We start from the raw sequence: 22758 nt of genomic DNA on the forward strand, positions 1-22758 counted from the left end.
CCTTGTTGGCAGTTGCTTGTGATGAGAATGAATCTCGGTAGCAAGACGCTGCAGCGGGGAAAACTCAGTAAATTAATTTGTATCAGCCCTGGCGGGCGTTAATCCAACGCACCTAATGCCGCCCAGGTCTGCCGCGCGAACGCCAGGGCCTGGGCGTGCCGCGGGTCCTGGGCCAGCCATTGGGCGAGTTCGGCCTGCTCGACCGGGCTGAGTTCACCGGCCTGCTGGCGGACCAGCCAGCGGGCGGCGGTTTCAATCAGGTGCGGGGGCAGAGGCGCTGGGTTCACGGCAAGGCTCGGTGGTAGGCGAAGCCCTGACTATGCCACTGTCGCCCTACATTTGTCGTAGGGCATTTCCCACAGTCCTACTGCAAACGCTGCATGATCATGGCGAGTCCTTTTGCCAGATGCTTCTGCACGCAGCTGTCGGAAATTTCCATCCTGCAGGCTACCTCGGTGTGGGTCAGGCCTTCCAGGCGGTTCAGTTGCAGCACCTCGCGGGTGCGCGGCGGCAGGGCTTCAATGGCGTCGCGCAGGGCCTGGCGCTGCTGCTCGAACATGGCGCGGATTTCCACGCAGGCGTCGGGCGCCTCCAGGGTGGCGATCAGCTCGGGCGTCAGCGGCTGGATGTTGCGCCGTTGCTGCTGGCGCAGGTGGTCCACCAGCAGGTTGCGGGCGGTGCGGTACAGGTAGGCCGGCGCTGGGCACGGCTTGCCCTGGCAGTGTTGCTCCACCAGGCGCAGGTAGGCGTCCTGCACCAGGTCGGCCGCCAATTGCGGGTCGCCCAGGCGCTGGGTGAGGTAGCCGCGCAGGGCCCGGGCATGGCCGAGATAGAGGCTTGAGAGTTCCGTATCCGACAACAACCGATTCCCTGGAGAGTGACGCATGAGGGCGGCATCTTAGGGTGTATCGCAAATGAGGATCAAACGTAACGCCATGTTGAATTGTGTCGGTTTGTCTGACGAGACATTCTCGGGCACAAATTAATTTGACCAAATTAACTGGTTAGTACAATTTATAGGCACCCTGCTTCACCGTCTCACACCAAAAATAACAAGGGAGAGTCCCCCATGAGCCGTACCGTACTGGTGCTCAACGGCCCTAACCTCAATATGCTCGGCACCCGCGAGCCCGCCACCTATGGCCGCGAAACCCTGGCCGACGTCTCTGCCCTGTGTGCCCGCACTGCCCAGGAGCGCGACCTTGTGGTCGAATTCCGCCAGAGCAACCATGAAGGCGAAGCCATCGACTGGATTCACCAGGCCCGCGGCCGCTGCGCAGCGATCGTGATCAACCCGGGTGCCTGGACCCACACCTCCATTGCCATTCGCGATGCCCTGACCGCCAGCGAGCTGCCGGTGATCGAAGTGCACATCAGCAACGTGCACGCACGCGAATCGTTCCGCCACCACAGCTACATCTCCGGCATGGCCGTGGCGGTGCTGTGTGGCTTTGGCACCCATGGCTATCGGTTGGCGCTTGAACACGTCGGCCACCTGTTGAACAACAAGGGTTAACTCGCATGTCCCAGAACAAGAAAACCAGCGTACTGGCCGGCCTGATTGGCGCTGGCATCCAGGCCTCGCGCACCCCTGCCCTGCACGAGCGCGAAGGCGCCGCCCAGGACATCGGCTACCTGTACCGCCTGATCGACCTGGACCAACTGAAGCTCGACACCAGCCACCTGGAAGAACTGCTGACCGCCGCCCAGCGCATGGCCTACACCGGCCTGAACATCACCTTCCCGTGCAAGCAGGCGATCATTCCGCTGCTCGATGACCTGTCGCCCGAGGCCCGTGGCATCGGCGCGGTGAACACCGTGGTGCTCAAGGACGGCAAGCGCGTCGGCCACAACACCGACTGCCTGGGCTTCGCCGAAGGCTTCCGCCGTGGCATGGACGGCGCCGCACGCGAACGCGTGGTGCAGATGGGTGCCGGTGGCGCCGGTGCGGCCGTGGCCCACGCGCTGCTGATCGAGGGCGTGCAGCAGCTGACCATCTTCGACGTGGACGCCAGCCGCGCCCAGGACCTGGCCGACAACCTCAACCAGCACTTCCCGGGCAACCGCGCCCGTGCCGGCAGCGACCTGGCCGCCGCCATGAACGAGGCCGACGGCATGGTCAACACCACGCCCATGGGCATGGCCAAGCTGCCGGGCATGCCCGTGCCGGCCGAGCTGCTGCGCAAGGACCTGTGGGTAGCCGAGATCGTCTACTTCCCGCTGGAAACCGAGCTGCTGCGCACCGCCCGTGCCCTGGGCGCGCGCACCCTGGACGGCGGCACCATGGCGGTGTTCCAGGCGGTGAAGGCGTTCGAGCTGTTCAGCGGCATCGTGCCGGATGCCGACCGCATGACGGCGCATTTCAACAGCATGTAATACCCTGACGCGGCCTGCGGCCGCTGCTACGAAATCCCGTAGCAGCGGCCGTAGGCCGCGTCCAGCCTCACAACACCGGCCGCAGCAGCGCCTGGGCTTCGTACAGCGCCGGCAGGTAGCGCTGCTGCATGGCCTGGGTGCTCAGCCGGGCCACCTGGGTAGTGATCGACAGGCTCGCCTTCAGCTCCCCCTTGCGGTCGCGCAGCGGCACGCTCAGCACCGCCATCCCCACCTCGTACTCCTGGTCCACGCAGCAGAAACCCTGCTCGCGCACCCGCGCCAACTCTTCCTGCAAGGCCGCGACACTGGTCCGGGTGTACGGCGTCAGCGCGCGCAATTCCACGCTGTCCAGGTAGGCTTGCAGCTCGTCGGGCTCCAGTGTCGCCAGCCACACCCGGCCACTGGCCGTGCAATACAGCGGCAGGCGCGAGCCCGGCCGGATCGACAGCGACGACACATGGCTGTAGCGGCTGCGCACCACGTGGATGATGTCATCACCGTCGCGCACGCCCACCGACACGTGCTCCTGGGTAGTACGTGCGACCTGCTCGACGATGGGCCGCAGCATGCGCGGCAGCTGCGCCGAATCGACGTAGGCCTGGCCGATGCGCAAGGCCTTGGCAGTCAGCCAGTAGTGACGGCCATTGGTTTCGACGAAGCGCTCGTGCACCAACGTCAGCAGGAAGCGCCGCGTTGCACTCTGGGTAAGGCCCGACAGGCTGGCCGCCAGCGGCACGGTCAGGCGCGGGTGCTCTTCGCTGAACAGTTGCATCAGGGCCAGGCCCTTCTGCAGCCCGGCGATCAGGTCACGGTCATGAATGGTCGGTTGCTTCATCACGGCCCCGGCAGGAATTATCGATCGATAGTGCGATTATCGCAGTGCCCCCGCGATTAACAACTGAAACCGCGTTCTGCCGCGTTGTCGCCCTCTGCCGCCCGCCGCACCATGGCCTGACAACAACAGGCAACGGTCCAGGAGATCGACATGATTCGCGGCTCGACGCAGCTGGTGGCCATTCTCGGCACGCCCATCGCCCAGGTTAAATCCCCGGAAAACTTCAACCGCTGGTTCGCCGACAACGACCGCGACATCGCCATGCTGCCGGTGGACATGGGCGCCGACGCGCTGCCAGCGTTCATCCACACCCTGCGCGGCTGGCACAACCTGCGCGGTTGCGTGGTGACGGTGCCGTACAAGCAGGCCGTGGCACCGCTGCTGGACGCCCTGACCGAACGCGCCGCCGCGCTGGGCATGGCCAACGTGATCCGCCGTGAAGCCGACGGCCGGCTGGTGGGCGACCACCTGGACGGCACCGGTTTCCTCAAGGCCGCCGCCGCCCATGGCTTCCAGGCCGCCGGCAAGCGCGCGCTGGTGGTGGGCGCCGGTGGCGTCGGTGCGGCCATTGCCTATGCGCTGGCCGAAGCCGGCCTGGCGCAGCTGGTGATCGCCGACATGCGTGCCGCCCAGGTCGACGTACTGCGCGGCATCCTGCTCAAGGCCTTCCCAGGCCTGGACGTGCAAGCCACCTACACTGACCTGAGCGCCTTCGACCTGGTGGTCAACGCCACCCCGGTCGGCATGGGCGACACCGGGCAGATGGCGCTCCCTGCCGAACAGCTGGCCACCTTGCCCAGCGCCGCGCTGGTGGCCGACGTGGTGACATCGCCGCAGATCACCCCGCTGCTGGCCCAGGCCCGCGCCCAGGGCTGCCGCATCCAGACCGGCCCGGAGATGGCCCGCGCGCAGATGGGCAACCTCGGCGCCTTCATGGGCGTGACGCCCGAAGACGCCTGAGGAACCCGCCATGAACGCAGCTGTACAACCCTGGACCCACGCCTTCGACCTGGTGGTGCTGGGCAGCGGTGCCGCCGGTTTCGCCGCCGCCACCACTGCCGCCTGCCGTGGCCTGAGCGTGCTGCTGGTGGAAAAGGCCGAGACCTTCGGCGGCACCTCGGCGATCTCCGGCGGCGCGGTGTGGGTGCACGGCACCGACCAGGCCCGCGCCGCCGGCGTGCAGGACAACGCCGAGGCAGTGCGCACCTACCTCAAACGCACCATCGGCCCCGGCTACCGCGCCGAACTGATCGAGGCCTACATCGAACGCGGCGCCGAAGCCCTGCGCTATCTGGAACAGCACAGCGAACTGCAATACGCCCTGCGACCGTTCTCGCCCGATTACTACCCCGACGAGCCGGGCGCCACCGACACCGGCCGGGCCCTGGAGATGGTGGAATACGATGGCCGCCGCCTGGGCCCGGCGTTCAAGCACCTGCGCAAGCCCACGCCAGGCATGCTGCTGTTCGGCGGCATGATGGTCAACCGCGTGGACATCCAGCACTTCCTCAGTTTCCGCCGCTCGCCGCGCTCGCTGTGGCATTGCTTGAAACTGATGGCGCGCTACGGCCGCGACCGCCTCAGCCATGACCGTGGCACCCGGCTTACCGTGGGCAACGCGCTGATCGCGCGGCTGGCCACCACGGCCTTCGACAAGGGCGTGCAACTGTGGCTCAAGGCCCAGGCCACCCAGCTGGTGACCAACGATGGCGCGGTGATTGGCCTGGTGATTCGCTACAACGGCCAGGACCTGCGGGTGCAGGCCCGTGCCGGCGTGGTGTGCGCGGCCGGTGGCTTTGCCGCGGCCGCCGACGCCGGCGAGCGCCGCCCTGCCACCGGCCCCGGGCACCTGACCATGTCGCCCGCTGGCAACAGCGGCGACAGCCAGGCCCTGGCCACCGCCGTGGGCGCCCGCCTGGGCGAAGGCCTGGCGGCGGACTTCTTCTGGGCGCCGGTGTCGCAGCTGCGCCGCGCCAATGGCGAGACCGAGCGCTTCCCGCACCTGGTCACCGACCGTGCCAAGCCCGGCATCATCGCCGTGAACCGCCACGGGCTGCGCTTCGTCAACGAGGCGAATTCGTACCACAGCTTCGTCCAGGCCATGCAGCAGGACGGCAACGCGCCGTGCTGGCTGATCGCCGATGCCCAGGCCCTGAACGCCTACGGCATGGGCCTGGCACGGCCGCGGCCTGTGGATAACAGCGCCTTGATCGACGCCGGCTACCTGCACCGCGCCGACAGTGCCGAACAGCTGGCACGGCAGATCGGCATCGACCCCGCCGGGCTCGCCGCCACCCTGCGCCAGCACAACGCCGACGCCGTGACCGGCACAGACACTGCGTTCGCCAAGGGCGGCAACAGTTACAACCGTTCCCTGGGCGACCCGCACCACGGGCCCAATCCGTGCCTGGCACCGCTGACCCGCGCGCCCTGGTACGCCATCCGCGTGGAGACCGGCGACCTGGGCTCGGCGCGCGGGCTGGTCACCGACGCCAACGCCAACGTCCTCGACCGCCAGGGCCAGCCCATCGCCGGGCTGTACGCCGCCGGCAATGACATGAACTCGATCATGGACGGCACCTACCCCGGCCCCGGCATCACCATCGGCCCGGGCCTGACCTTCGGCTACATCGCCGCTACCCACGCCGCCGCGCGCCTGCGCGCCGGCCACACTACCCCACTCGAGGCTTGACCATGTTCTACGAACTGCGCACCTACACCCTCAAACCCACCAAACTGGCCGACTGGCTGGCGCTGTACCAGAGCGATGCGCTGGCGGTGCAGACCGAGCACCTGGGCCAACTGGTGGGTTTCTTCACCACCGAGATCGGCGACGTAAACCAGGTGGTGCACATCTGGGCCTGGGAAAGCCTGGACGACCGCATGGCCCGCCGCACCGCCATGGCCGCCGACAGCCGCTGGATGGAGTTCAGCCGCAAGAACAAGGAGCTGGACGCGGTGGTGAAGCTGGAGTCGCGGATGATGCGGCCGACCGCGTTCTCGCCGCTTAAATAAAGGGCCTGCCATGAACGCCTCCGACAATTTTGACTGCGACGTACTGGTCATCGGCTCGGGGGCCGCGGGCCTTGCCGCTGCCGTGACCGCCGCCCATGCCGGGCTCAAGGTGATCGTCGCCGAGAAGCACCATCAACTGGGCGGTACCAGCGCCTGGTCCGGCGGCTGGTTGTGGATACCGGGCAACCCGCTGGCCGTGGCCGACGGCCAGGTGGAAGCGCCCGGCGCGGTGGAAACCTACCTGCGCCAGCAATTGCATACCGAGGTGCTGGACGAGCGTCTTCAAGCCTACCTGCGCCATGGGCCGGCGATGGTCGACTTCTTTCAGCGCCACACCCAGGTGCAGTTCTATTCCGGCAGCCGCATGCCCGACATGCATGCCGGCCCCGGCGCTGCCAGTGGCGGGCGCTCGCTGTGCGCGCAGCCCTTCGATGGCCGTCTGCTGGGCGATTGCTTGCCCAGGCTGCGGCCGCCGCTGGGGCTGATCAGCCTGGGCGGCATGGGCATCGCCGGTGGCGCTGACCTGGCGCATTTCTTCAACGCCACGCGCTCGCTGCGCTCGGCCGTCTACGTAGCGGGCCGCTTGCTGCGGCATTGGCGCGACCGCCTGCTGCATGGCCGCGGCCTGCACCTGGTAAACGGCAACGCGCTGGTGGCGCGGCTGCTGCGCAGTGCCCTGGACCTGGGGGTGGAGCTGCGCACCGAGGCGCCCGCGCTCAGCCTGCTATACGACGGTGCGCGGGTAGTGGGTGCGCAGTTGCCCAACGGCCAGTTGCGCGCGCGGCGTGGCGTGGTGCTGGCGGCGGGCGGCTTCGCCCATGACGCCGGGCGCATCGCGGCGACGTTCGGGCACGCCAACCACCTGTCGGCCGCGCCTGTGGCAAACACCGGCGACGGTCTGCGCCTGGGCGAACAGGCGGGCGGCGCAGCCCCGCCGCTGGCCCACGCGGCGGCCTGGGCACCGGTGTCGAAAACCGCCAACGGCGCCTTTCCACACCTACTGGACCGCGCCAAGCCCGGCTTCATCGCAGTGCTCGACAACGGCCAGCGCTTCACCAACGAGGCCGATTCCTACCACGACTTCATGCAGGCGCTGTTCGCTCACGCGCCCCACCCGCGCGCGCCGCACTGCTGGCTGATCTGCGACCACAAGGCCCAGCGCCGCTACGGCCTGGGCGCGGCGCGGCCGTTCCCGTTCCTCAATCTTCGGCTACGACGCGAAGGGTACCTGCTCAAGGGCCGCACCCTGGCCGAACTGGCCGGGCGCTGTGGCATCGACGCGCAGCAACTGCAGCGCACTGTGGATAACTTCAACGCCGGCGCCCGGGACGGCCGCGACCCAGCCTTCGGGCGCGGCGCGTCGGCCTACAACCGCGCCCAGGGCGAAGCGCTGCACGGCCCCAACCCGTCGCTGGGCGAGCTGGCCCGTGGGCCGTTTTATGCGGTAAAGCTGGAACCCGGCAGCCTGGGCACGTTCACGGGCCTGGCCACCGACGCCCGTGCCCGCGTGCTGGGTGCACAAGGGCAGGTCATCGAAGGGCTCTATGCGGTGGGCAACGACATGTCCAGCATCATGGGCGGCCATTACCCCAGTGGCGGCATCACCCTGGGGCCGGCGCTGACCTTCGGCCACATCGCCGGCCTGGACCTGGCCCGGCCGGAGGTCAGGGTTGCAGGTAACGCAGCACCGTCTCCACGATCATCTCGCGATGACGCACCTTGTGCGCTTCCTCGCTGAAGTCGATCTGGAAGATCTCGCCGAAGGTGTGCTTGTTGGACACGCGGTAGAAGCAGAACGAGCTGATCAGCAGGTGCACGTCCAGCGCGGCCAGCCCCTGGCGGAACAGCCCGGCCTTGGCACCGCGTTCCAGCACTTCGTCGAGGGCATGCAGCACGGTCTTGTTCATCGCGCGAATCGCCGAGGATTGCTTGATGTACTCGCCTTTGTGCATGTTTTCGTTACAAACGATGCGGACGAAATCGACGTTGCGGTCGTGGTGGTCGAAGGTGAATTCCACCAGGCGGCGGATACCTTCCTTTGGCTCCAACTCACCCAGGTGCAGGTCCACCTCGGTGCTGCGGATGTCGCCGTAGAGTTTTTCCAGCACCTCGACGTACAACTGCTCCTTGCTGCCGAAGTAGTAGTAGATCATGCGCTTGGAGGTTTGCGTGCGCTCGGCAATGGCGTCTACCCGTGCACCCGCCAGGCCCTGCTGGACGAACTCGGCGATTGCCGCCTGGAGAATGTTCTCGCGGGTTTTCTCGGGGTTGTTCTTGCGGCTCTTGCGTGGTTGCGCTTCGGCGGTGTCCACGGAGCGTTCTGTCATTGTTGTCATTCTGGGCTCACGGCCATCGTTAAACAGCGGCAATTATGGAGCGGCCAGCGCGGCGAAGGAAGCCTGCAAGCCTTGGTATACAACCAAAGGCTTGCAGTTATCTACAAATGGTTACAGTTTGGCGTGGCGGACACCCTTGTTACGCGCCTTGGCCATGGCAGCCAGGCGCACCGCCACGTTAGCCGCGCCATAGCCGGCATAACCATTGCGACGCTGGATGATTTCGAAGAAGAAGCGGTCTTCGAAGGGTTCGGTGTACACGTGGAACAGCTCGCCGCCGTTGGCGTCACGGTCGTAGAGCACGTTGTAGTAGGCCAGTTCGCTGAGGAACTCGTCATCGAAGTCGAAGCGCGCGGCCAGGTCGTCGTAGTAGTTCAGCGGGATGTCCAGCAGCGCCAGCCCGGCTTCCTTGGCCTTGGTGACGGCGGCGAAAATGTCGTCGCAGTCGAAGGCGATGTGGTGCACTCCCGAGCCACGGTAGGTGGACAGCGCGTGGGAAATGGCCGTGTTGCGGTTTTCCGAGATGTTCAGCGGCAGGCGGATGGAGCTGTCGCGGCTGCGGATGGCGCGGCTTTTCACCAGGCCGTAAGGGTCGGGCAGCACCACTTCGTCGTCGGCGGTGAAGTCCAGCAGGCTCTTGTAGAACAGCGTCCAGTTGTCGAGGTTGTCCGGCGGCAGCGCCATGGCCATGTGGTCGATGCGCTTGAGGCCCAGCGGGCTTGGCTTGACTTCCTGGATGCTGAAGTCGGTGTCGTAGATGGTACGGCCCTGGTCGTCCTGGTCCACCAGGTAGATCAGGCTGCCATCGGGGGCACGCACGGCGGCCAGTTCACGCTCGTTGGGGCCTACCAGGCCACGGAACGGCTGGCCCTTGTAGGCCACGGCGCGCTCCAGCGCCTTGGCGCTGTCCTTCACGCGGATGGCGGTGGCGCACAGCGACGGGCCGTGGGACTCGAAGAAGTTGTGGGCGAACGAGTACGGCTCGGAGTTGAGGATCAGGTTGATGTCGCCCTGGCGCATCAGGCTCACGGCCTTGGACTTGTGCTGGCCGGCCTTGGCGAAGCCCAGTTGCTCCAGCCAGGTGCCCAGCTTGGCGCCCTGGGCTTCGTCCACCGCGAACTCCAGGAACTCGACGCCATCGTACTGATCGGCCTCGGGCGGCGAGAACAGGATGTCCAGGTTCGGCACCGGGGTGCTTTCCTTTTCCAGCAGCTTGCGGGTCTTCTCTTCAAGGTACAGCAGCGAACGCAGGCCGTCGGCGGCGTTGGCACGCGGCGGCGCGGCGCGGAAGCCGTCGTTGAAGATTTCCAGCGACAGCGGGCCGGTGTAGCCCGACTTGATGATGGGTGCCAGGAAGCCCGGCAGGTCGAACTCGCCCTGGCCCGGGAAGCAGCGGAAGTGGCGGCTCCACTCCAGCACGTCCATGTTCAGGATCGGCGCGTCGGCCATCTGCACGAAGAAGATCTTGTCGCCCGGGATGTCGGCGATGGCCGCCGGGTCGCCCTTCAGCGACAGGGTGTGGAAGCTGTCCAGCAGCACGCCCAGGTTGGGGTGGTCGGCAGTTTTGACGATGTCCCACACCTGCTGGTAGGTGTTGACGTGCTTGCCCCAGGCCAGGGCTTCGTAGCCGATGCGCAGGTTGCGCTTGCCGGCGTGCTCGGCCAGCAGGTGCAGGTCGTCGATCAGGATCTGGCGGTCGCCCACCGAGTCGGCCGAGGCGTTGCTGCACACCAGCACCAGGTCGGTGCCCAGTTCCTGCATCAGGTCGAACTTGCGCTCGGCGCGGTCGAGGTTGCGGGCCAGGCGGTCGCGGCGGCAGCCTTCGAAATCACGGAAGGGTTGGAACAGGGTGATGGCGATGCCCAGATCGGCGCACATCTGGCGGATCTCACGGGGGCTGCCGTCGTAGTACAGGAGGTCGTTTTCGAAGATCTCGACGCCGTCGAAACCCGCCGCGGCGATGGCTTCGAGTTTTTCCGGCAGGGTACCGCTCAGGGAGACGGTGGCAATCGAACGATGCATGGTTCAGCTCCATGGGGCCGCCGACAGGGCACTTCACGGGTGCGCATCTGGGCAGCTGACCGGTGTCCGTCGCGAGCGTCAGGCGCGCCTGCAACGGGTTGAAAGAATTCTTGGAAGCTAATTTATACCGCAAATTTGACGCGTACGAACCAGTTAGTTTTGTGTGCGATTATCGACCGGAAAGCGGCCTCTTCAATTGACGATTTTTCGGCTGATCGCCAACATCCCAACCCCCATTGAAGTCCGTCACGCGGCCAAAAGCCAACCGACAAGTGAAACTGAATGTCTTATACCCACAGACCTTCAGCGCAGCGCTACTCCATAAAAATTTCAAGAATCGGGTAACTCACATGCACGCTGTAAATGCTCTCGTGCCTCGCCATGCCAGCATGGGCGAGAAAATCCGCGGTGCCCTTGCCGTGGGCAAGACCCGCTGGGGCATGCTCGCCCTGGTGTTCTTCGCCACCACCCTGAACTACATCGACCGCGCCGCCCTGGGCGTGATGCAGCCTATCCTGGCCAAGGAAATGAGCTGGACGGCGATGGACTACGCCAACATCAACTTCTGGTTCCAGGTGGGCTACGCCATCGGCTTCGTGCTGCAGGGCCGGCTGATCGACAAGGTCGGGGTCAAGCGCGTGTTCTTCTGCGCGGTGCTGCTGTGGAGCCTGGCCACCGGCCTGCACGGCCTGGCGACCTCCGCCGCCGGCTTCATGGTGTGCCGCTTCATCCTCGGCCTGACCGAGGCCGCCAACTACCCGGCCTGCGTGAAGACCACGCGCCTGTGGTTCCCGGCCGGCGAGCGCGCCGTGGCCACCGGCATCTTCAACGCCGGCACCAACGTCGGCGCGATGATCACCCCGGTGATGCTGCCGTTGATCCTCACCGTGTGGGGCTGGCAGGCGGCGTTCATCTGCATGGCCTGCCTGGGCCTGACCTGGGTGGTGTTCTGGGGCCTGAAATACTACAACCCCGAAGACCACCCGCGGGTGAAGCAGAGCGAGCTTGAGTACGTGCAGGGCGAGCCGGAGCCTGCGCAGCAGGGCGTGCCGTTCCACCGCATCCTGCGCATGCGCGGCACCTGGGCCTTCGCCCTGGCCTACTCGATTACCGCGCCGGTGTTCTGGTTCTACCTGTACTGGCTGCCACCGTTCCTGAACCAGCAATACCAGCTGGGCATCAACGTGACCCAGATGGGCATCCCGCTGATCATCATCTACCTGAGCGCTGACTTCGGCAGCGTCGGCGGCGGCATCCTGTCGTCGTTCCTGATCGGCCGTGGCGTGTCGCCGGTGAAGGCGCGGCTGACCTCGATGCTGATGTTCGCCCTGTGCATCATCGCCGTGGTGGGGGCCGCAGGCACCAGCAACCTGTGGGTGGCGGTGCTGGCAATTTCCCTGGCGATCGCCGCGCACCAGGCCTGGACCGCGAACATCTGGGCGGTGGTGATGGACTACACGCCCAAGCACATGATGAGCACGGTGTTCGGCTTCGGCGGCATGTGCGCCGCGGTGGGCGGCATGTTCATGACCCAGATCGTGGGCTATATCCTGACCGTGACCAACAACAACTACCACGTGTTGTTCATGATCATCCCGGGCATGTATTTCATCGCCCTGACCTGGCTGTACCTGATGGCCCCGCGCAAGGTGCCCGCAGTCGATTGACCCACACCACTGCGTAGCCGCTGCCGCCAGGCTGCGCTGGCCCTATGCCACGCTGGAGATCTACAGCGTAATTGCGGGCCAGCGCAGCCTGTCGGCAGCGGCTACGGACCGGCGGCGTGGCAATGATCCAGGGTTAGCTGAACAACTCGGACGCCGGGCTGGCGCCAGACAGCTCTTCAGCCGCCGCCAACAAGGCAACCGACAGCTCCTGCAAGCGCCCCTCGCTCAACCGCGCCGTCGGCCCGGCCACGCTCAACACCCCCACCACCTGGCCATCCACCGGCCGGCGTACCACGGCGGCAATGGCCGAGGTGCCCACCGCCGAGCTTTCCATCACCAGCGAATACCCCCGCGAACGCGCCTGCTCCAAATGTTGCAGCAACTCAGTGTTGGATTTCGGCGCGTTCGGCCCGAAGTCCGCCGGGTCGGCGATGCCCTGCTGCTCCACCAGCGCCAACGCCTGGGCGTCGCTCATGCTGGCCAGCCAGGCATGGCCGGAGGCGGTGTAGAACAGCGGCGCGTCGCGGCCCATTTCCGGGTCGTAGCGCAGGCCGGACCGCGCGCCCTGGGACTTGGCGATCCAGGTCTGGCGGTCACCGTCGATCACCCCCAGGCGCACCAGCTCGCCGGTGTGCTGCGCCAGCCGGTCGAGAATCGGCTGGACGATGTCGGCGCCGCTGCTGGCCAGGTAGCGGAAGCCCATGGCCACCAGCTTGGTGGACAGGTGATAGCGGCTGTTGTCCGGGTTCTGGCGCACGTAGCCCAGGCGGATCAGCTCGCCGAGCATGCGGTGGGTGGCGCTCTTGGGAATGTCCAGTTGCTCGGCCAGGGTTTGCATGGGCAAGCCGCGAGGGTCGCTGGTGAGGCTTTCGAGAAGGCTGAAAGCGCGTTCGATCTGACTGCCGGCCATGGTCGTGGGTCCTGGTGAAAGTGTGGCGATTCTAGCCACGGGCGGACGAAGCGCAACCATTGTCCGATCTTCGCCCAACTTCGGCGCCGCACCCCTTGGCCTGGCGGGAAACCCGGCCATAGAATGTGGAACTTGATTCCAGAATATTACATAACCCGTCAGCAAAAACGAATGCAGGGAGATTGCGCATGCAGAGCATCACCAACCGTCACGGGCTGAACATGCCCAAGCTGGGCCTGGGCACCTGGCCCATGGTCGGCGAGGAATGTACCGCCGCCGTGGTGCAGGCGCTGGAGGTGGGCTACCGGCACATCGACACCGCCGCCGGTTACAACAACGAAGACGCGGTGGGCAAGGCCCTGGTGCAGTCTTCGGTGCCCCGCGAGCAGATCCACGTCACCAGCAAGGTGTGGTGGGACAAGCTGGCCCCGGCCGACATGCGCCAATCCTTCGACAACACCCTGAAGGCGCTGCAAAGCGACTACGTCGACCTGTTCATGATTCACTGGCCGACCAAGGACTGGGACCTGGAACGCACCATCGAGACCCTGGTGTCGTTCAAGGAAGACGGCCGCGCACGCAACATCGGCGTGGCCAACTTCCCACTGCCGCTGCTGACCAAGGTGCTGGAAGAACTGGGCGCGCCGCTGTCGGTGCTGCAGGTGGAATACCACGTGACCCTGGACCAGACGCCGCTGCTGCAACTGGCGCGCAAGCACGACATGGCCCTGACCGCCTACAGCCCGATCGTGCGCAACCGCGTGTCGGACATTCCCCAGTTGCAGGCCATCGCCGAGAAACACGGCGTGCTGCCGACCCAGGTGGCGCTGAAATGGCTGCTGGACCAGGACGGCGTGGCCGCCATCCCGAAGGCCGCGAGCAAGGCCAACCAGCTGAGCAACCTGGCGTCGCTGCAGGTGCCGCTGGATGACGAGGACCGCCGGATCATTGCCGCGCTGCCGAAAGACCAGCGCCTGGTAAGCCCGCCGTTCGCCCCGCAGTGGGATTGATGTCCACACAAAAAAACCGCCTTTAAGGGCGGTTTTTTTTGGCTGCAAACAGGCTTAGAAGTCGAAGAACACCGTCTCGCCTTCACCCTGGATGCGGATGTCGAAGCGGTAGGCGGTCTTGCCGTTCACTTCGCAACGGGTGGCGATCAGGGTTTCGCGACGGGCCGGCTGCTCGATCAGGTTCAGCACCGGGTCCTTGGCGTTGGCCTCGGCTTCGTCGCTGAAGTACAGGCGGGTTTGCAGGTGGATGTTGATGCCACGGGCAAACAGGCTGACGTTGATGTGCGGCGCCATCGGCACGCCGGCGGCGTTCTTGACCACGCCTGGCTTGATGGTGTGCAGGTCCCACTCGCCGCCGTCGAAGGTGGTGGCGGTGCGGCCGAAGCTGTTGAACGGCTTCTCCAGGTTGTAGTCCGTGTCGTAGTGGCCGTTGGCGTCAGCCTGCCAGAACTCCAGGAACGAGTCGCGCACCTTGTGGCCGTTGCCGTCGTAGACGTCGCCCAGCAGGATGATGTGCTCGCCGGGCGCACCGGGCTTGGCCATCTGGTTCCAGATTTCCTCGTCGCGCGGCGGGTTGCCGGCAGCGGACAGGGCCAGGCCGATGTGCACGTACGGGCCAGCGGTCTGCGAAGGTGTTTCCTTGAGCAAGGTAATAGGCATGGTGGCGCTCTCCTCAGCAGTTCTCGAAGTGGGTCTTGCGCTGGCCGCGCAGCACGATGTCGAAGCGGTAAGCCAGGCAATCCATCGGGTTTGCGTGGTTCATGTCGAGCTTGGCGATCAGGCTCTGCACGGCTTCAGGGTCGGCGATCGACTTGACGATCGGGCACATCGGGATCAGCGGGTCGCCTTCGAAGTACAGCTGGGTGATCAGGCGCGTGGAGATCGACGGGCCGCTGACCGACACGTGGATATGCGCCGGGCGCCAGTCGTTCGGGCCGTTGCGCCATGGGTACGGGCCCGGCTTGATGGTGCGGAAGTTGAAGTAGCCTTCGCTGTCGGTGACCATGCGGCCGACACCACCGAAGTTGGGGTCCAGCGGCGCCAGGTAGCGGTCGTTCTTGTGACGGTAGCGGCCGCCGGCGTTCGCTTGCCAGATTTCCACCAGGGTGTGGGGGATCGGCTTGCCGTACTGGTCGCACACACGGCCGGCGACGATGATGCGCTCGCCGATGGGCAGGCCACCATTGTTGAAGTTCAGCAGCAGGTCGTTGTCGTACTTGCCGAATTTCAGGTGGGAAAAATCAGGGCCGGTAGACTCGCTGGCCGACTGCGGGATGCTCACCAGCGCCTGGCGCGGGGAACGGGCCACGGAGGTCTTGTAGTCGGGGGTCAGGGCCTTGGGGTGCCAATTGCGATCACGGATAACGAAGCGACTGGTGTCTTGGGAAGACATGCCGTTCTCCTATTATTTGATTTATTGGGTCCTGCGGACAGGCTTCGGACTAGTCTCAATGAAAATTCCCACAACGAAAATTGAATATACCAGTCGGATACATATCCAAATGGTTATCTGAATAGCGGTCGTGGAGGGTACTCACCATGCTGTGGAAAAAAGGCCGGCGCAGTGACAACGTGGTGGACGCCCGCGATGACGACCCTGGCGCAGGCGGCGGAGGCGGCGGGCTGCGCATTGGCGGCAAGGGCCTGAGCCTGACCGCGGTGGTGCTGATCGTCGGCTTCGGCCTGCTGACCGGCCAGGACCCCATGCAGATTCTTGGACAACTGACCGGGCAACTGAGCCAGCCGCAGCCCGCCCCGGTGGACACCCGCAGCCGCCCTGCCCCACCTGCCAACGACCAGCAGGCCGATTTCGTCCGGGCAATACTGGGCGACACCGAGGACACCTGGGGGCAGATCTTCCAGAAGGCCGGCCGCCAGTACCAGGATCCCAAGCTGATTCTGTTCCGCGGCCAGGTCAATTCGGCCTGCGGCTTTGCCACCTCGGCCACCGGCCCGTTCTATTGCCCGGGCGACCGCCAGGTGTACCTGGACATGGATTTCTTCAAGGAAATGGACCAGCGCTTCCACGCCGCCGGCGAGTTTGCCGACGCCTACGTGATCGCCCATGAAGTGGGCCACCACGTGCAGAACCTGCTGGGCATACCAGCGAAGGTGCAGGCCGCGCGCCAGCGTGGCGAACAGATGGAAGGCGCCAATGGCTTGTCGGTAAGGCAGGAATTGCAGGCCGATTGCCTGGCGGGGGTATGGGCGTTCCATGCGCAACAGCGGCTGCACTGGTTGGAGCCCGGCGACGTCGAGTCGGCGTTGAACGCCGCCAATGCCATTGGCGACGATCGCTTGCAGCAGCAGAGCCAGGGACGCGTGGTCCCCGACTCGTTCACCCATGGTACTTCAGCCCAGCGCGTGCGCTGGTTCAAGACCGGTTTCGCCCAGGGTCAGATCAACCAGTGAGATACCTTCGGGACGAAGAACCTGTGATCAGAACGCGGCCTTGACCTGTACGCCAGCCATCAGCGCGTTCTGGGTGTTCACGCCGTAGAAGGCGCCTGGTTCCTTGATGTACTGCACGTCAGGACGCACGGTCAGCCACTTGGTGACTTGCGCGGTGTAGCTCAGCTCGATCAGCTGCTCGCCGCTGTCCAGGTTGTCGATGTCATCAGCTGCGGCAGCAGTGGTGGCAGCGGCGATCTGGTTGTCGCGGGTGCGCTCGTTCAGCACGGCGCGGCCATAGGCCAGGCCGATGGCGTCGTCAGGACGGCTGTCGAACGGTTTGTGCAGCACTACGCCAGCCGAGTACCAGTGACGGAACGGCGAGGTGGCGGCGTCGGTCTGGGTAGCCTGGCCGAACACGTGCAGGTTGCGCTTGGGGTCGGTGGCGGAGCGCCACACGGCTTGGTCAGCCAGCACGTAGGAGCCCGAACGCCCGGCAGCGGTGCCGTTGCCGGCGATGCGCGCGGTGTCGGAGGTGTCGTAGTACCAGCCGAACTTGTACTGGCCGTCGTAGGTGCCGCCACGGGTGTAGATGGCTTCGATCGGCATGATGGTGCCGGTGTAGTGGTCCGGGCTCATGCGCAGCGCGTACTTGGACTCGCTGTTGGTGATCGGGTTGACCTCGAACGCGGCGGTCTGGATAGCCCACTCGTCGTTGATCTTGTACTTCAGCATGCCGCCCCAGTGGCCGGTCGGGGCGTTGGTCCAGCCGCTGCCACCGGACATCGACAACGGGTGGGCGCAGAAGCCGGCGTTGACGAAGTTGGTGAGGATGCTCATGCCGCCGAAGTCGTTACCCATGGGCATGAAGCCCACTTTCATGTCCAGGTTCGGGGTGAAGATGGTGCGCTCGTAGCTGACCTCGCTGATGCGGGTGTACTGGCCGCCGTAGATTTCCTGCACCGGCAGGCGGTTGCCCACCAGGTCGGCCGAGGCGCTGTTGCCGCGACGGTCGGTGACCATGACCTGCACGACGCCGCCATTGTCGATACCCAGGATCTTGCTCAGGTCGAAACGCGCGCCAATACGCAGCTGCTGGGCGTAGCGAGCACCGTGGCTCTCGCCGCCGTGCACGGTGCCGAACGTTTCGGAAACGTAGTCGCTGGTGATCTTGATGCCTTCGTTCTCGAGGCGGGTACGCTCGCCACCCCAGTTACCGGTCATGGTCGAGTCGTCAGCCAGGGCCATGCCCGGGGCCGCAACCACCAGGGAGCCCAGCGACAGGCCGGCCACCAGGCCCGAAGTCTTAATGCAACGCGAGGATTTGATCAGCATGATTCTCTACGATTTGAATTGGTTCTGGGGGGGTATCGGCAGGCAATGCAGTTCTAGCCTAGTGCGAGGGGTGCATCATAATGACGCACCCTGCAAGGATTAAGACCAATGGTAGCAAAAAACTATTTCAAAATTTAAGAAAATGATCGGAATAGTTAGTTTAGTTTCATCTGCTGGTGTGCGAAGGTCCGACGGGGGCAACCGTATCCCCAGTTGCTGCTACATCCTGTGGGAGCTGGCTTGCCAGCGAGCTGTTGGGGCCTTAAAAGCTCGCTGGCAAGCCAGCTCCCACAAGAAAGAAGTGCGCGAATGGCCGGGAAGGTTCAGGCGAGGTTGAGCAGGTCGGTGCAGGTGGGGGCGTGCCAGTCGGCCAGTTCGGGCCAGGGGTTTTCGGGCAGGTTGACCAGTACGGTGTGGGTGCCCGCTGCGCGGCCGCAGTCGAGGTCGAAGCGGTAGTCGCCGACCATCACCATCTGCGCCGGCGCCACGCCCCAGGCCCGGGCCAGCTTGAGCAGGCCGTCGGGGTTGGGCTTGGGCAGCGCGTCGTCACGGCCCAGCACGTCTGCAACGGCAAAACAGTCGGCGATGCCGATGGCTTCCAGGGTGATGTGCGCCAGCTCCCGCGCGTTGCGCGTCAGGATGCCCAGGGTATGCCCGCGTGCTGCCAGGCTGCGCACCAGCGCCACGGCGCCATCGGCGGCGCGGGAGGCCACCGCCAGCTCGCGCTCGTGTTCCAGCAGCCAGGCGTGCTTGGCCGCCGCCACCTCGGCCGGCAAGGCGGCCAGGTGGGTGAGGATGTCGTCCTCGGGCGGAATCTCCAGGGCCACGCGAATGGCCGCGAAGTCATGCACCGCCACGGTCAGGGTGCCGTCCATGTCGAACACCCAGTGGCGGATATCCCGCAGGCTCATGCCCAGTCCTTGCGCTGGCGGATCAGGCCTTCCTGGGCCGCGGACGCCACCAACTGGCCGGCGCGGTTGTACACGCTGCCACGGCAGAAACCGCGGGCGTTGGCGGCCCAGGGGCTGTCCATGGCGTACAGCAGCCAGTCATCGGCGCGCAGGTCGCCGTGGAACCAGAGGGCGTGGTCGAGGCTGGCCAGTTGCATGTCCTTGTGCCACACCGACTTGCCGTGGGGCAGCAGCGAGGTGGTCAGCAGGCCGAAGTCCGAGGCGTAGGCCATGATGTATTTGTGCAGCGCCGGGATGTCCGGCAGGGTGCCATCGGCGCGGAACCACACGTACTTCACCGGGTCGCCAGGCACCGGGTTGTAGGGATCGCGCTCGGTCACCGGGCGCACTTCGATGGGCTTGGGGCACAGCAGCTTGTCGCGGATGTGCTCGGGCAGCAGGTGCGCGTTCTTCTGCGTCAGCTCAAGCTCGGTGGGCAGGTTTTCCGGGCCCACCACGTTGGGCATCGAGGCCTGGTGCTCGTAGCCTTCCTCGTCGTACTGGAAGGAGGCGCTGCAGGTGAAGATCTGCTGGCCCTTCTGCACCGCGGTCACCCGGCGGGTGCTAAAGCTGCCGCCGTCGCGCACCTTGTCGACCATGTACACCACCGGCAGCTGGGCGTCGCCCGGGCGCAGGAAATAGCCATGCAGCGAGTGCACGTGGCGGGCGTCTTCCACGGTCTGGCTGGCCGCCGACAGCGACTGGCCCAGTACCTGGCCGCCGAACAGCTGGCGGAAACCCAGGTCCTGGCTGCGCCCGCGAAACAGGTTTTCCTCGATGGGTTCCAGGGTCAACAGGTCGACCAGGTCGTCCAACACATGGCTCATACGAACTCTCCAAAAAACGCTGACAGTGCCCGTGAAACGAGCCAACCGGGGAAATGATACAGGCTTTACAGGGGCAAACCCCACCGTCGCGACGTTGGTCTAGCCGTGCAGGGTGTGGCGCCACTCGTCGCGGTCGATGCGGTACAGCAGGTGGCGCTGCAGCTCATGGCCGGCAGGCAGGCGCGGGTGATCGAAATCGCCCCTGGGGTCGCGCTGCATGCCGATGGCCTGCATCACCTTCTCCGAGGGCAGGTTGCACTGGGCGGTGAACGACACCACTTCCTCCAGGCCCAGCTGCCCGAACGCCACGCGCAGGCTGGTCCAGGCTGCCTCGCTGGCGAACCCCAGGCCCCAGTGGCGGCGCGCCAGGCGCCAGCCGATTTCCACCGCCGGGGTGAACGGTGCCTCGAAGTTGACGTGGCTGAGGCCGGTGAAGCCGATGAAGGCCCCGGTGTCCTTGCGCTCCAGCGCCCACAGGCCGAAGCCGTACTCATTGAAATGGCCGCGCACGCGGCCAATCAGGGCGGCGCTTTCCAGGCGCGTGAGCAAGGCCGGGAAGTAGCGCATCACCTGCGGGTCGGCCGACATGGCGGCGAACTCCGGCAGGTCCTCGTCGCGCCACTGGCGCAGCACCAGGCGCGCGCTTTCCAGCTGCAAAATCGGCTTCATCGGTGCATTCCCCCGTGCAGTCCTTGAAGTTTATCGTGAGCGTGGCAAGAATCGGACATCCACCTGCCGCGAATTGCTCATGCCGCTGCCACTGATTTATCACGACGACTACAGCCCGCCCTTCCCGCCCGAACACCGGTTCCCCATGGACAAGTTCCGCCTGCTGCGTGACCACCTGGTGACCAGCGGCCTGGTGCAGGACGCGGACCTGCTGCGCCCGGAATTGTGCCCCAACGACGTGCTGGCGCTGGCCCATGACCGCGACTACATCGAGCGCTTCATGAGCGGCGAGCTGGCCCGCGAAGACCAGCGCCGCCTGGGCCTGCCCTGGAGCGAGGCCCTTGCGCGGCGCACCGTGCGCGCCGTGGGCGGCTCGCTGCTGGCCGCCGAGCAGGCGTTGCAGCACGGCCTGGCCTGCCACCTGGCCGGCGGCACCCACCATGCTCATTATGACCACCCTGCCGGGTTCTGCATTTTCAACGACCTGGCCATCATCAGCCACGCCCTGCTGGGCAGCGGCCGGGTGAGCCGGGTGCTGATCTTCGACTGCGACGTGCACCAGGGCGACGGCACCGCGCGAATTCTCGCCGACACCCCGGACGCCATCACTGTTTCCCTGCACTGCGAGAAGAACTTTCCCGCACGCAAGGCTGACAGCGACTGGGACATTCCGCTGCCCATGGGCATGGGCGACGCCGATTACCTGGCAGTGGTGCACGACACGCTCAATTACCTGCTGCCGCTGTACCAGCCCGACCTGGTGCTGTACGACGCCGGCGTGGACGTGCACAAGGACGACGCCCTGGGCTACCTGCAACTGACCGACGCCGGGGTGTCGGCCCGCGACGAGGCGGTGCTGCGGCACTGCCTGGGCCGCGACATTCCAGTCATGGGCGTGATCGGCGGCGGCTACAGCAAGGACCGCCAGGCCCTGGCCCGCCGCCACGGCCTGCTGCACCACAGCGCCCAGCGAGTATGGACGGACCTGGGGCTGTAACTTACCCACATCGGCTGTGGAGCCGCCTGTGGATAACCTGCGGGCAAGCTCTGCGACGCCAGTATCCACGCGGCCTGCAGCCCGCTGTACGTTTTTTATCCACTGGTGATGAGCTACAATGGTCGGCTTATTTCGCACCCGATGGCCGCCCATGTCTCACTCCCTGCCCGCCCCTGTCCACCACGTCGCCATCATCGGTGGCGGCCCTGCCGGGTTGATGGCAGCGGAAGTCCTGAGCCAGGCCGGCGTGCGCGTCGAGGTGTTCGACGCCATGCCGTCGGTGGGGCGCAAGTTCCTGCTGGCCGGCGTGGGTGGCATGAACATCACCCATTCCGAACCCTATGCGGCCTTTGTCGGCCGCTACGCCGAACGCCGCGACGAAGTGGCCGCGCTGCTGCAAGGCTTCAACGCCGAGCACCTGTGCCAATGGATTCACGGCCTGGGCATCGAGACCTTCGTCGGCACCTCTGGCCGCGTATTCCCCACCGACATGAAGGCCGCGCCGTTGCTGCGCGCCTGGCTCAAGCGCCTGCGCGAGCAGGGCGTGGTTATCCACACCCGGCACCGCTGGCAGGGCTGGCGCGCGGACGGCAGCCTGTGCATAACCCATCCTGAGGGTGAATTGACCCTGCGCCCCGACGCCACGCTGCTGGCGCTGGGGGGCGCCAGTTGGGCGCGGCTGGGGTCGGATGGCGCCTGGCTGCCGTGGTTGCAGGCTCGGGGCGTGAACACCGCGCCGTTGCAGGCGGCGAACTGCGGCTTTGAGGTGGCGGGCTGGAGTGAGCTGCTGCGCGAGAAATTCGCCGGTGCGCCGCTGAAGAACGTCGCGATGTTCCTGGCCGGGGCAACGCCACGCCTGGGCGAGGCCATCGTTACCGCCGGCGGTATCGAGGGCAGCCTGGTGTACGCGCTGTCGGCGCAGGTGCGCGAGCAGATCAACGCCAATGGCCAGGCGACGCTGTACCTCGACCTGCAGCCGAACAAGGCTGTGGATAAAGTGGCTGCCGCCCTGGCCCGGCCACGCGGCTCACGCTCCATGGCCAAGCATTTGCACAGCGTACTTGGGCTGGATGGCGTGAAGGCGGCCCTGCTGCGCGAGCTGACCGACAAGGCCACCTTTGATGACCCGCAGGCGTTGGCCCAGGCGATCAAGGCGCTGCCGATCGTGCTGGTGCGGCCACGGCCGCTGGATGAGGCCATCAGCACCGCCGGTGGCGTGCGTTTCGAAGCGCTGGACGCGGGGTTGATGCTGCAGGCGTTGCCTGGCGTGTTCTGCGCGGGGGAAATGCTCGACTGGGAAGCGCCGACCGGCGGCTACCTGCTGACCGCGTGCTTCGCCAGCGGCCGCCGCGCCGCCGAGGGCGCCCTTACCTGGCTGAAGACCCCACACACCCCGTAGCAGCGGCCGCCAGGCCGCG

23 protein-coding genes are annotated in these 22758 nt (G+C 65.9%); 11 read left to right on the forward strand and 12 right to left on the reverse strand.

Features of this window, described 5'->3' with window-relative positions; translation table 11 throughout:
• Positions 1–98: 98 nt before the first annotated feature.
• The gene (locus tag AC0J42_RS26925) at positions 99–287 is read right to left on the reverse strand and encodes a FecR/PupR family sigma factor regulator (protein ID WP_473004553.1); all 189 of its coding nucleotides are present in this window, start codon (positions 285–287) and stop codon (positions 99–101) included.
• Between the two features lie 77 nt (positions 288–364).
• Positions 365–859, reverse strand: a complete 495-nt coding sequence (locus AC0J42_RS26930) for an RNA polymerase sigma factor (protein WP_473004554.1) — start codon at positions 857–859, stop codon at positions 365–367.
• Positions 860–1069: 210 nt separating this feature from the next.
• Here AC0J42_RS26930 and aroQ point away from each other — a divergent pair, with 210 nt between their 5' ends.
• Positions 1070–1516: a type II 3-dehydroquinate dehydratase gene (gene aroQ / locus AC0J42_RS26935; RefSeq protein WP_416427011.1), complete on the forward strand. Its 447-nt coding sequence runs from the start codon at positions 1070–1072 to the stop codon at positions 1514–1516.
• Between the two features lie 5 nt (positions 1517–1521).
• Entirely contained in the window at positions 1522–2376 is an 855-nt protein-coding gene (locus tag AC0J42_RS26940; RefSeq protein WP_416427012.1) for a shikimate dehydrogenase, read from the forward strand.
• 67 nt (positions 2377–2443) lie between these two features.
• Here the strand turns inward: AC0J42_RS26940 and AC0J42_RS26945 are convergent, their stop codons facing one another.
• Positions 2444–3211 (reverse strand): IclR family transcriptional regulator domain-containing protein, encoded by a 768-nt coding sequence (locus AC0J42_RS26945; RefSeq protein WP_473004555.1) that lies wholly within the window; start codon positions 3209–3211, stop codon positions 2444–2446.
• Between the two features lie 150 nt (positions 3212–3361).
• On the opposite strand from AC0J42_RS26945, the gene AC0J42_RS26950 reads away from it, so the two are divergent.
• Genes AC0J42_RS26950 through AC0J42_RS26965 form a run of 4 tightly spaced genes read left to right on the forward strand, consistent with a single transcriptional unit; the run spans position 3362 to position 7964 of the window.
• Positions 3362–4171, forward strand: a complete 810-nt coding sequence (locus tag AC0J42_RS26950; RefSeq protein ID WP_473004556.1) for a shikimate dehydrogenase family protein — start codon at positions 3362–3364, stop codon at positions 4169–4171.
• A 10-nt stretch (positions 4172–4181) separates the two neighbouring features.
• On the forward strand, positions 4182–5903 hold the full coding sequence (locus tag AC0J42_RS26955) for an FAD-dependent oxidoreductase (protein ID WP_473004557.1): 1722 nt from the start codon (positions 4182–4184) through the stop codon (positions 5901–5903).
• Positions 5904–5905: 2 nt separating this feature from the next.
• On the forward strand, positions 5906–6226 hold the full coding sequence (locus tag AC0J42_RS26960; protein WP_473004558.1) for an NIPSNAP family protein: 321 nt from the start codon (positions 5906–5908) through the stop codon (positions 6224–6226).
• Positions 6227–6236: 10 nt separating this feature from the next.
• A complete protein-coding gene (locus AC0J42_RS26965; RefSeq protein ID WP_416427017.1) occupies positions 6237–7964 on the forward strand; it encodes an FAD-dependent oxidoreductase in 1728 nt (575 codons plus the stop codon).
• On the opposite strand, the gene AC0J42_RS26970 is transcribed toward AC0J42_RS26965, so the two are convergent.
• Together AC0J42_RS26970 and quiC are read right to left on the reverse strand one after the other, a co-directional pair.
• Positions 7891–8562, reverse strand: coding sequence for a TetR/AcrR family transcriptional regulator (locus AC0J42_RS26970; RefSeq protein WP_416427018.1), 672 nt, complete (start codon positions 8560–8562; stop codon positions 7891–7893). The genes AC0J42_RS26965 and AC0J42_RS26970 overlap by 74 nt on opposite strands.
• Before the next feature lie 111 nt (positions 8563–8673).
• On the reverse strand, positions 8674–10584 hold the full coding sequence (gene quiC, locus AC0J42_RS26975) for a 3-dehydroshikimate dehydratase QuiC (protein WP_473004559.1): 1911 nt from the start codon (positions 10582–10584) through the stop codon (positions 8674–8676).
• Between the two features lie 350 nt (positions 10585–10934).
• Between quiC and AC0J42_RS26980 the strand changes: the two genes are divergently transcribed.
• On the forward strand, positions 10935–12251 hold the full coding sequence (locus AC0J42_RS26980) for an MFS transporter (RefSeq protein ID WP_473004560.1): 1317 nt from the start codon (positions 10935–10937) through the stop codon (positions 12249–12251).
• Between the two features lie 133 nt (positions 12252–12384).
• On the opposite strand, the gene AC0J42_RS26985 is transcribed toward AC0J42_RS26980, so the two are convergent.
• Entirely contained in the window at positions 12385–13161 is a 777-nt protein-coding gene (locus tag AC0J42_RS26985) for an IclR family transcriptional regulator (RefSeq protein ID WP_473004561.1), read from the reverse strand.
• 188 nt (positions 13162–13349) lie between these two features.
• Here AC0J42_RS26985 and AC0J42_RS26990 point away from each other — a divergent pair, with 188 nt between their 5' ends.
• Positions 13350–14171 (forward strand): aldo/keto reductase, encoded by an 822-nt coding sequence (locus AC0J42_RS26990; protein ID WP_473004562.1) that lies wholly within the window; start codon positions 13350–13352, stop codon positions 14169–14171.
• 54 nt (positions 14172–14225) lie between these two features.
• Here the strand turns inward: AC0J42_RS26990 and pcaG are convergent, their stop codons facing one another.
• Both pcaG and pcaH read right to left on the reverse strand, forming a co-directional pair.
• Complete coding sequence (gene pcaG / locus AC0J42_RS26995; RefSeq protein ID WP_027981146.1) at positions 14226–14831, reverse strand: protocatechuate 3,4-dioxygenase subunit alpha; 606 nt, start codon at positions 14829–14831, stop codon at positions 14226–14228.
• 13 nt (positions 14832–14844) lie between these two features.
• Positions 14845–15564 (reverse strand): protocatechuate 3,4-dioxygenase subunit beta, encoded by a 720-nt coding sequence (gene pcaH / locus AC0J42_RS27000; protein WP_027981145.1) that lies wholly within the window; start codon positions 15562–15564, stop codon positions 14845–14847.
• A gap of 146 nt (positions 15565–15710) precedes the next feature.
• Between pcaH and ypfJ the strand changes: the two genes are divergently transcribed.
• On the forward strand, positions 15711–16583 hold the full coding sequence (ypfJ, locus tag AC0J42_RS27005) for a KPN_02809 family neutral zinc metallopeptidase (RefSeq protein WP_473004563.1): 873 nt from the start codon (positions 15711–15713) through the stop codon (positions 16581–16583).
• A gap of 27 nt (positions 16584–16610) precedes the next feature.
• Here the strand turns inward: ypfJ and AC0J42_RS27010 are convergent, their stop codons facing one another.
• The 4 genes from AC0J42_RS27010 to AC0J42_RS27025 all read right to left on the reverse strand — a co-directional run bounded on the left by AC0J42_RS27010 (position 16611) and on the right by AC0J42_RS27025 (position 20343).
• The gene (locus AC0J42_RS27010; RefSeq protein ID WP_416427025.1) at positions 16611–17897 is read right to left on the reverse strand and encodes a carbohydrate porin; all 1287 of its coding nucleotides are present in this window, start codon (positions 17895–17897) and stop codon (positions 16611–16613) included.
• A gap of 323 nt (positions 17898–18220) precedes the next feature.
• On the reverse strand, positions 18221–18808 hold the full coding sequence (locus AC0J42_RS27015) for an HAD family hydrolase (RefSeq protein ID WP_473004564.1): 588 nt from the start codon (positions 18806–18808) through the stop codon (positions 18221–18223).
• Entirely contained in the window at positions 18805–19674 is an 870-nt protein-coding gene (gene tesB / locus AC0J42_RS27020; protein ID WP_416427027.1) for an acyl-CoA thioesterase II, read from the reverse strand. The genes AC0J42_RS27015 and tesB overlap by 4 nt, the downstream gene beginning before the upstream one ends.
• Before the next feature lie 99 nt (positions 19675–19773).
• Positions 19774–20343: a GNAT family N-acetyltransferase gene (locus AC0J42_RS27025; protein WP_473004565.1), complete on the reverse strand. Its 570-nt coding sequence runs from the start codon at positions 20341–20343 to the stop codon at positions 19774–19776.
• Between the two features lie 79 nt (positions 20344–20422).
• Between AC0J42_RS27025 and AC0J42_RS27030 the strand changes: the two genes are divergently transcribed.
• Positions 20423–21340 carry a histone deacetylase family protein gene (locus tag AC0J42_RS27030; RefSeq protein WP_416427029.1) on the forward strand — a complete coding sequence of 306 codons (918 nt, stop codon included), beginning with the start codon at positions 20423–20425 and terminating at the stop codon, positions 21338–21340.
• Positions 21341–21491: 151 nt separating this feature from the next.
• Entirely contained in the window at positions 21492–22739 is a 1248-nt protein-coding gene (locus AC0J42_RS27035; protein ID WP_473004567.1) for a TIGR03862 family flavoprotein, read from the forward strand.
• Positions 22740–22758 lie beyond the last annotated feature (19 nt).

Source organism: Pseudomonas sp. Tav-5-1A, from assembly GCF_055755055.1.

Coding starts and splice junctions, on each gene's coding strand:
- aroQ (WP_416427011.1), top strand. CDS start 1,070: ATGAGCCGTACCGTACTGGTGCTCAACGGCCCTAACCTCAATATGCTC.
- AC0J42_RS26940 (WP_416427012.1), top strand. CDS start 1,522: ATGTCCCAGAACAAGAAAACCAGCGTACTGGCCGGCCTGATTGGCGCT.
- AC0J42_RS26945 (WP_473004555.1), bottom strand. CDS start 3,211: ATGAAGCAACCGACCATTCATGACCGTGACCTGATCGCCGGGCTGCAG.
- AC0J42_RS26950 (WP_473004556.1), top strand. CDS start 3,362: ATGATTCGCGGCTCGACGCAGCTGGTGGCCATTCTCGGCACGCCCATC.
- AC0J42_RS26955 (WP_473004557.1), top strand. CDS start 4,182: ATGAACGCAGCTGTACAACCCTGGACCCACGCCTTCGACCTGGTGGTG.
- AC0J42_RS26960 (WP_473004558.1), top strand. CDS start 5,906: ATGTTCTACGAACTGCGCACCTACACCCTCAAACCCACCAAACTGGCC.
- AC0J42_RS26965 (WP_416427017.1), top strand. CDS start 6,237: ATGAACGCCTCCGACAATTTTGACTGCGACGTACTGGTCATCGGCTCG.
- AC0J42_RS26970 (WP_416427018.1), bottom strand. CDS start 8,562: ATGACAACAATGACAGAACGCTCCGTGGACACCGCCGAAGCGCAACCA.
- quiC (WP_473004559.1), bottom strand. CDS start 10,584: ATGCATCGTTCGATTGCCACCGTCTCCCTGAGCGGTACCCTGCCGGAA.
- AC0J42_RS26980 (WP_473004560.1), top strand. CDS start 10,935: ATGCACGCTGTAAATGCTCTCGTGCCTCGCCATGCCAGCATGGGCGAG.
- AC0J42_RS26985 (WP_473004561.1), bottom strand. CDS start 13,161: ATGGCCGGCAGTCAGATCGAACGCGCTTTCAGCCTTCTCGAAAGCCTC.
- AC0J42_RS26990 (WP_473004562.1), top strand. CDS start 13,350: ATGCAGAGCATCACCAACCGTCACGGGCTGAACATGCCCAAGCTGGGC.
- pcaG (WP_027981146.1), bottom strand. CDS start 14,831: ATGCCTATTACCTTGCTCAAGGAAACACCTTCGCAGACCGCTGGCCCG.
- pcaH (WP_027981145.1), bottom strand. CDS start 15,564: ATGTCTTCCCAAGACACCAGTCGCTTCGTTATCCGTGATCGCAATTGG.
- ypfJ (WP_473004563.1), top strand. CDS start 15,711: ATGCTGTGGAAAAAAGGCCGGCGCAGTGACAACGTGGTGGACGCCCGC.
- AC0J42_RS27010 (WP_416427025.1), bottom strand. CDS start 17,897: ATGCTGATCAAATCCTCGCGTTGCATTAAGACTTCGGGCCTGGTGGCC.
- AC0J42_RS27015 (WP_473004564.1), bottom strand. CDS start 18,808: ATGAGCCTGCGGGATATCCGCCACTGGGTGTTCGACATGGACGGCACC.
- tesB (WP_416427027.1), bottom strand. CDS start 19,674: ATGAGCCATGTGTTGGACGACCTGGTCGACCTGTTGACCCTGGAACCC.
- AC0J42_RS27025 (WP_473004565.1), bottom strand. CDS start 20,343: ATGAAGCCGATTTTGCAGCTGGAAAGCGCGCGCCTGGTGCTGCGCCAG.
- AC0J42_RS27030 (WP_416427029.1), top strand. CDS start 20,423: ATGCCGCTGCCACTGATTTATCACGACGACTACAGCCCGCCCTTCCCG.
- AC0J42_RS27035 (WP_473004567.1), top strand. CDS start 21,492: ATGTCTCACTCCCTGCCCGCCCCTGTCCACCACGTCGCCATCATCGGT.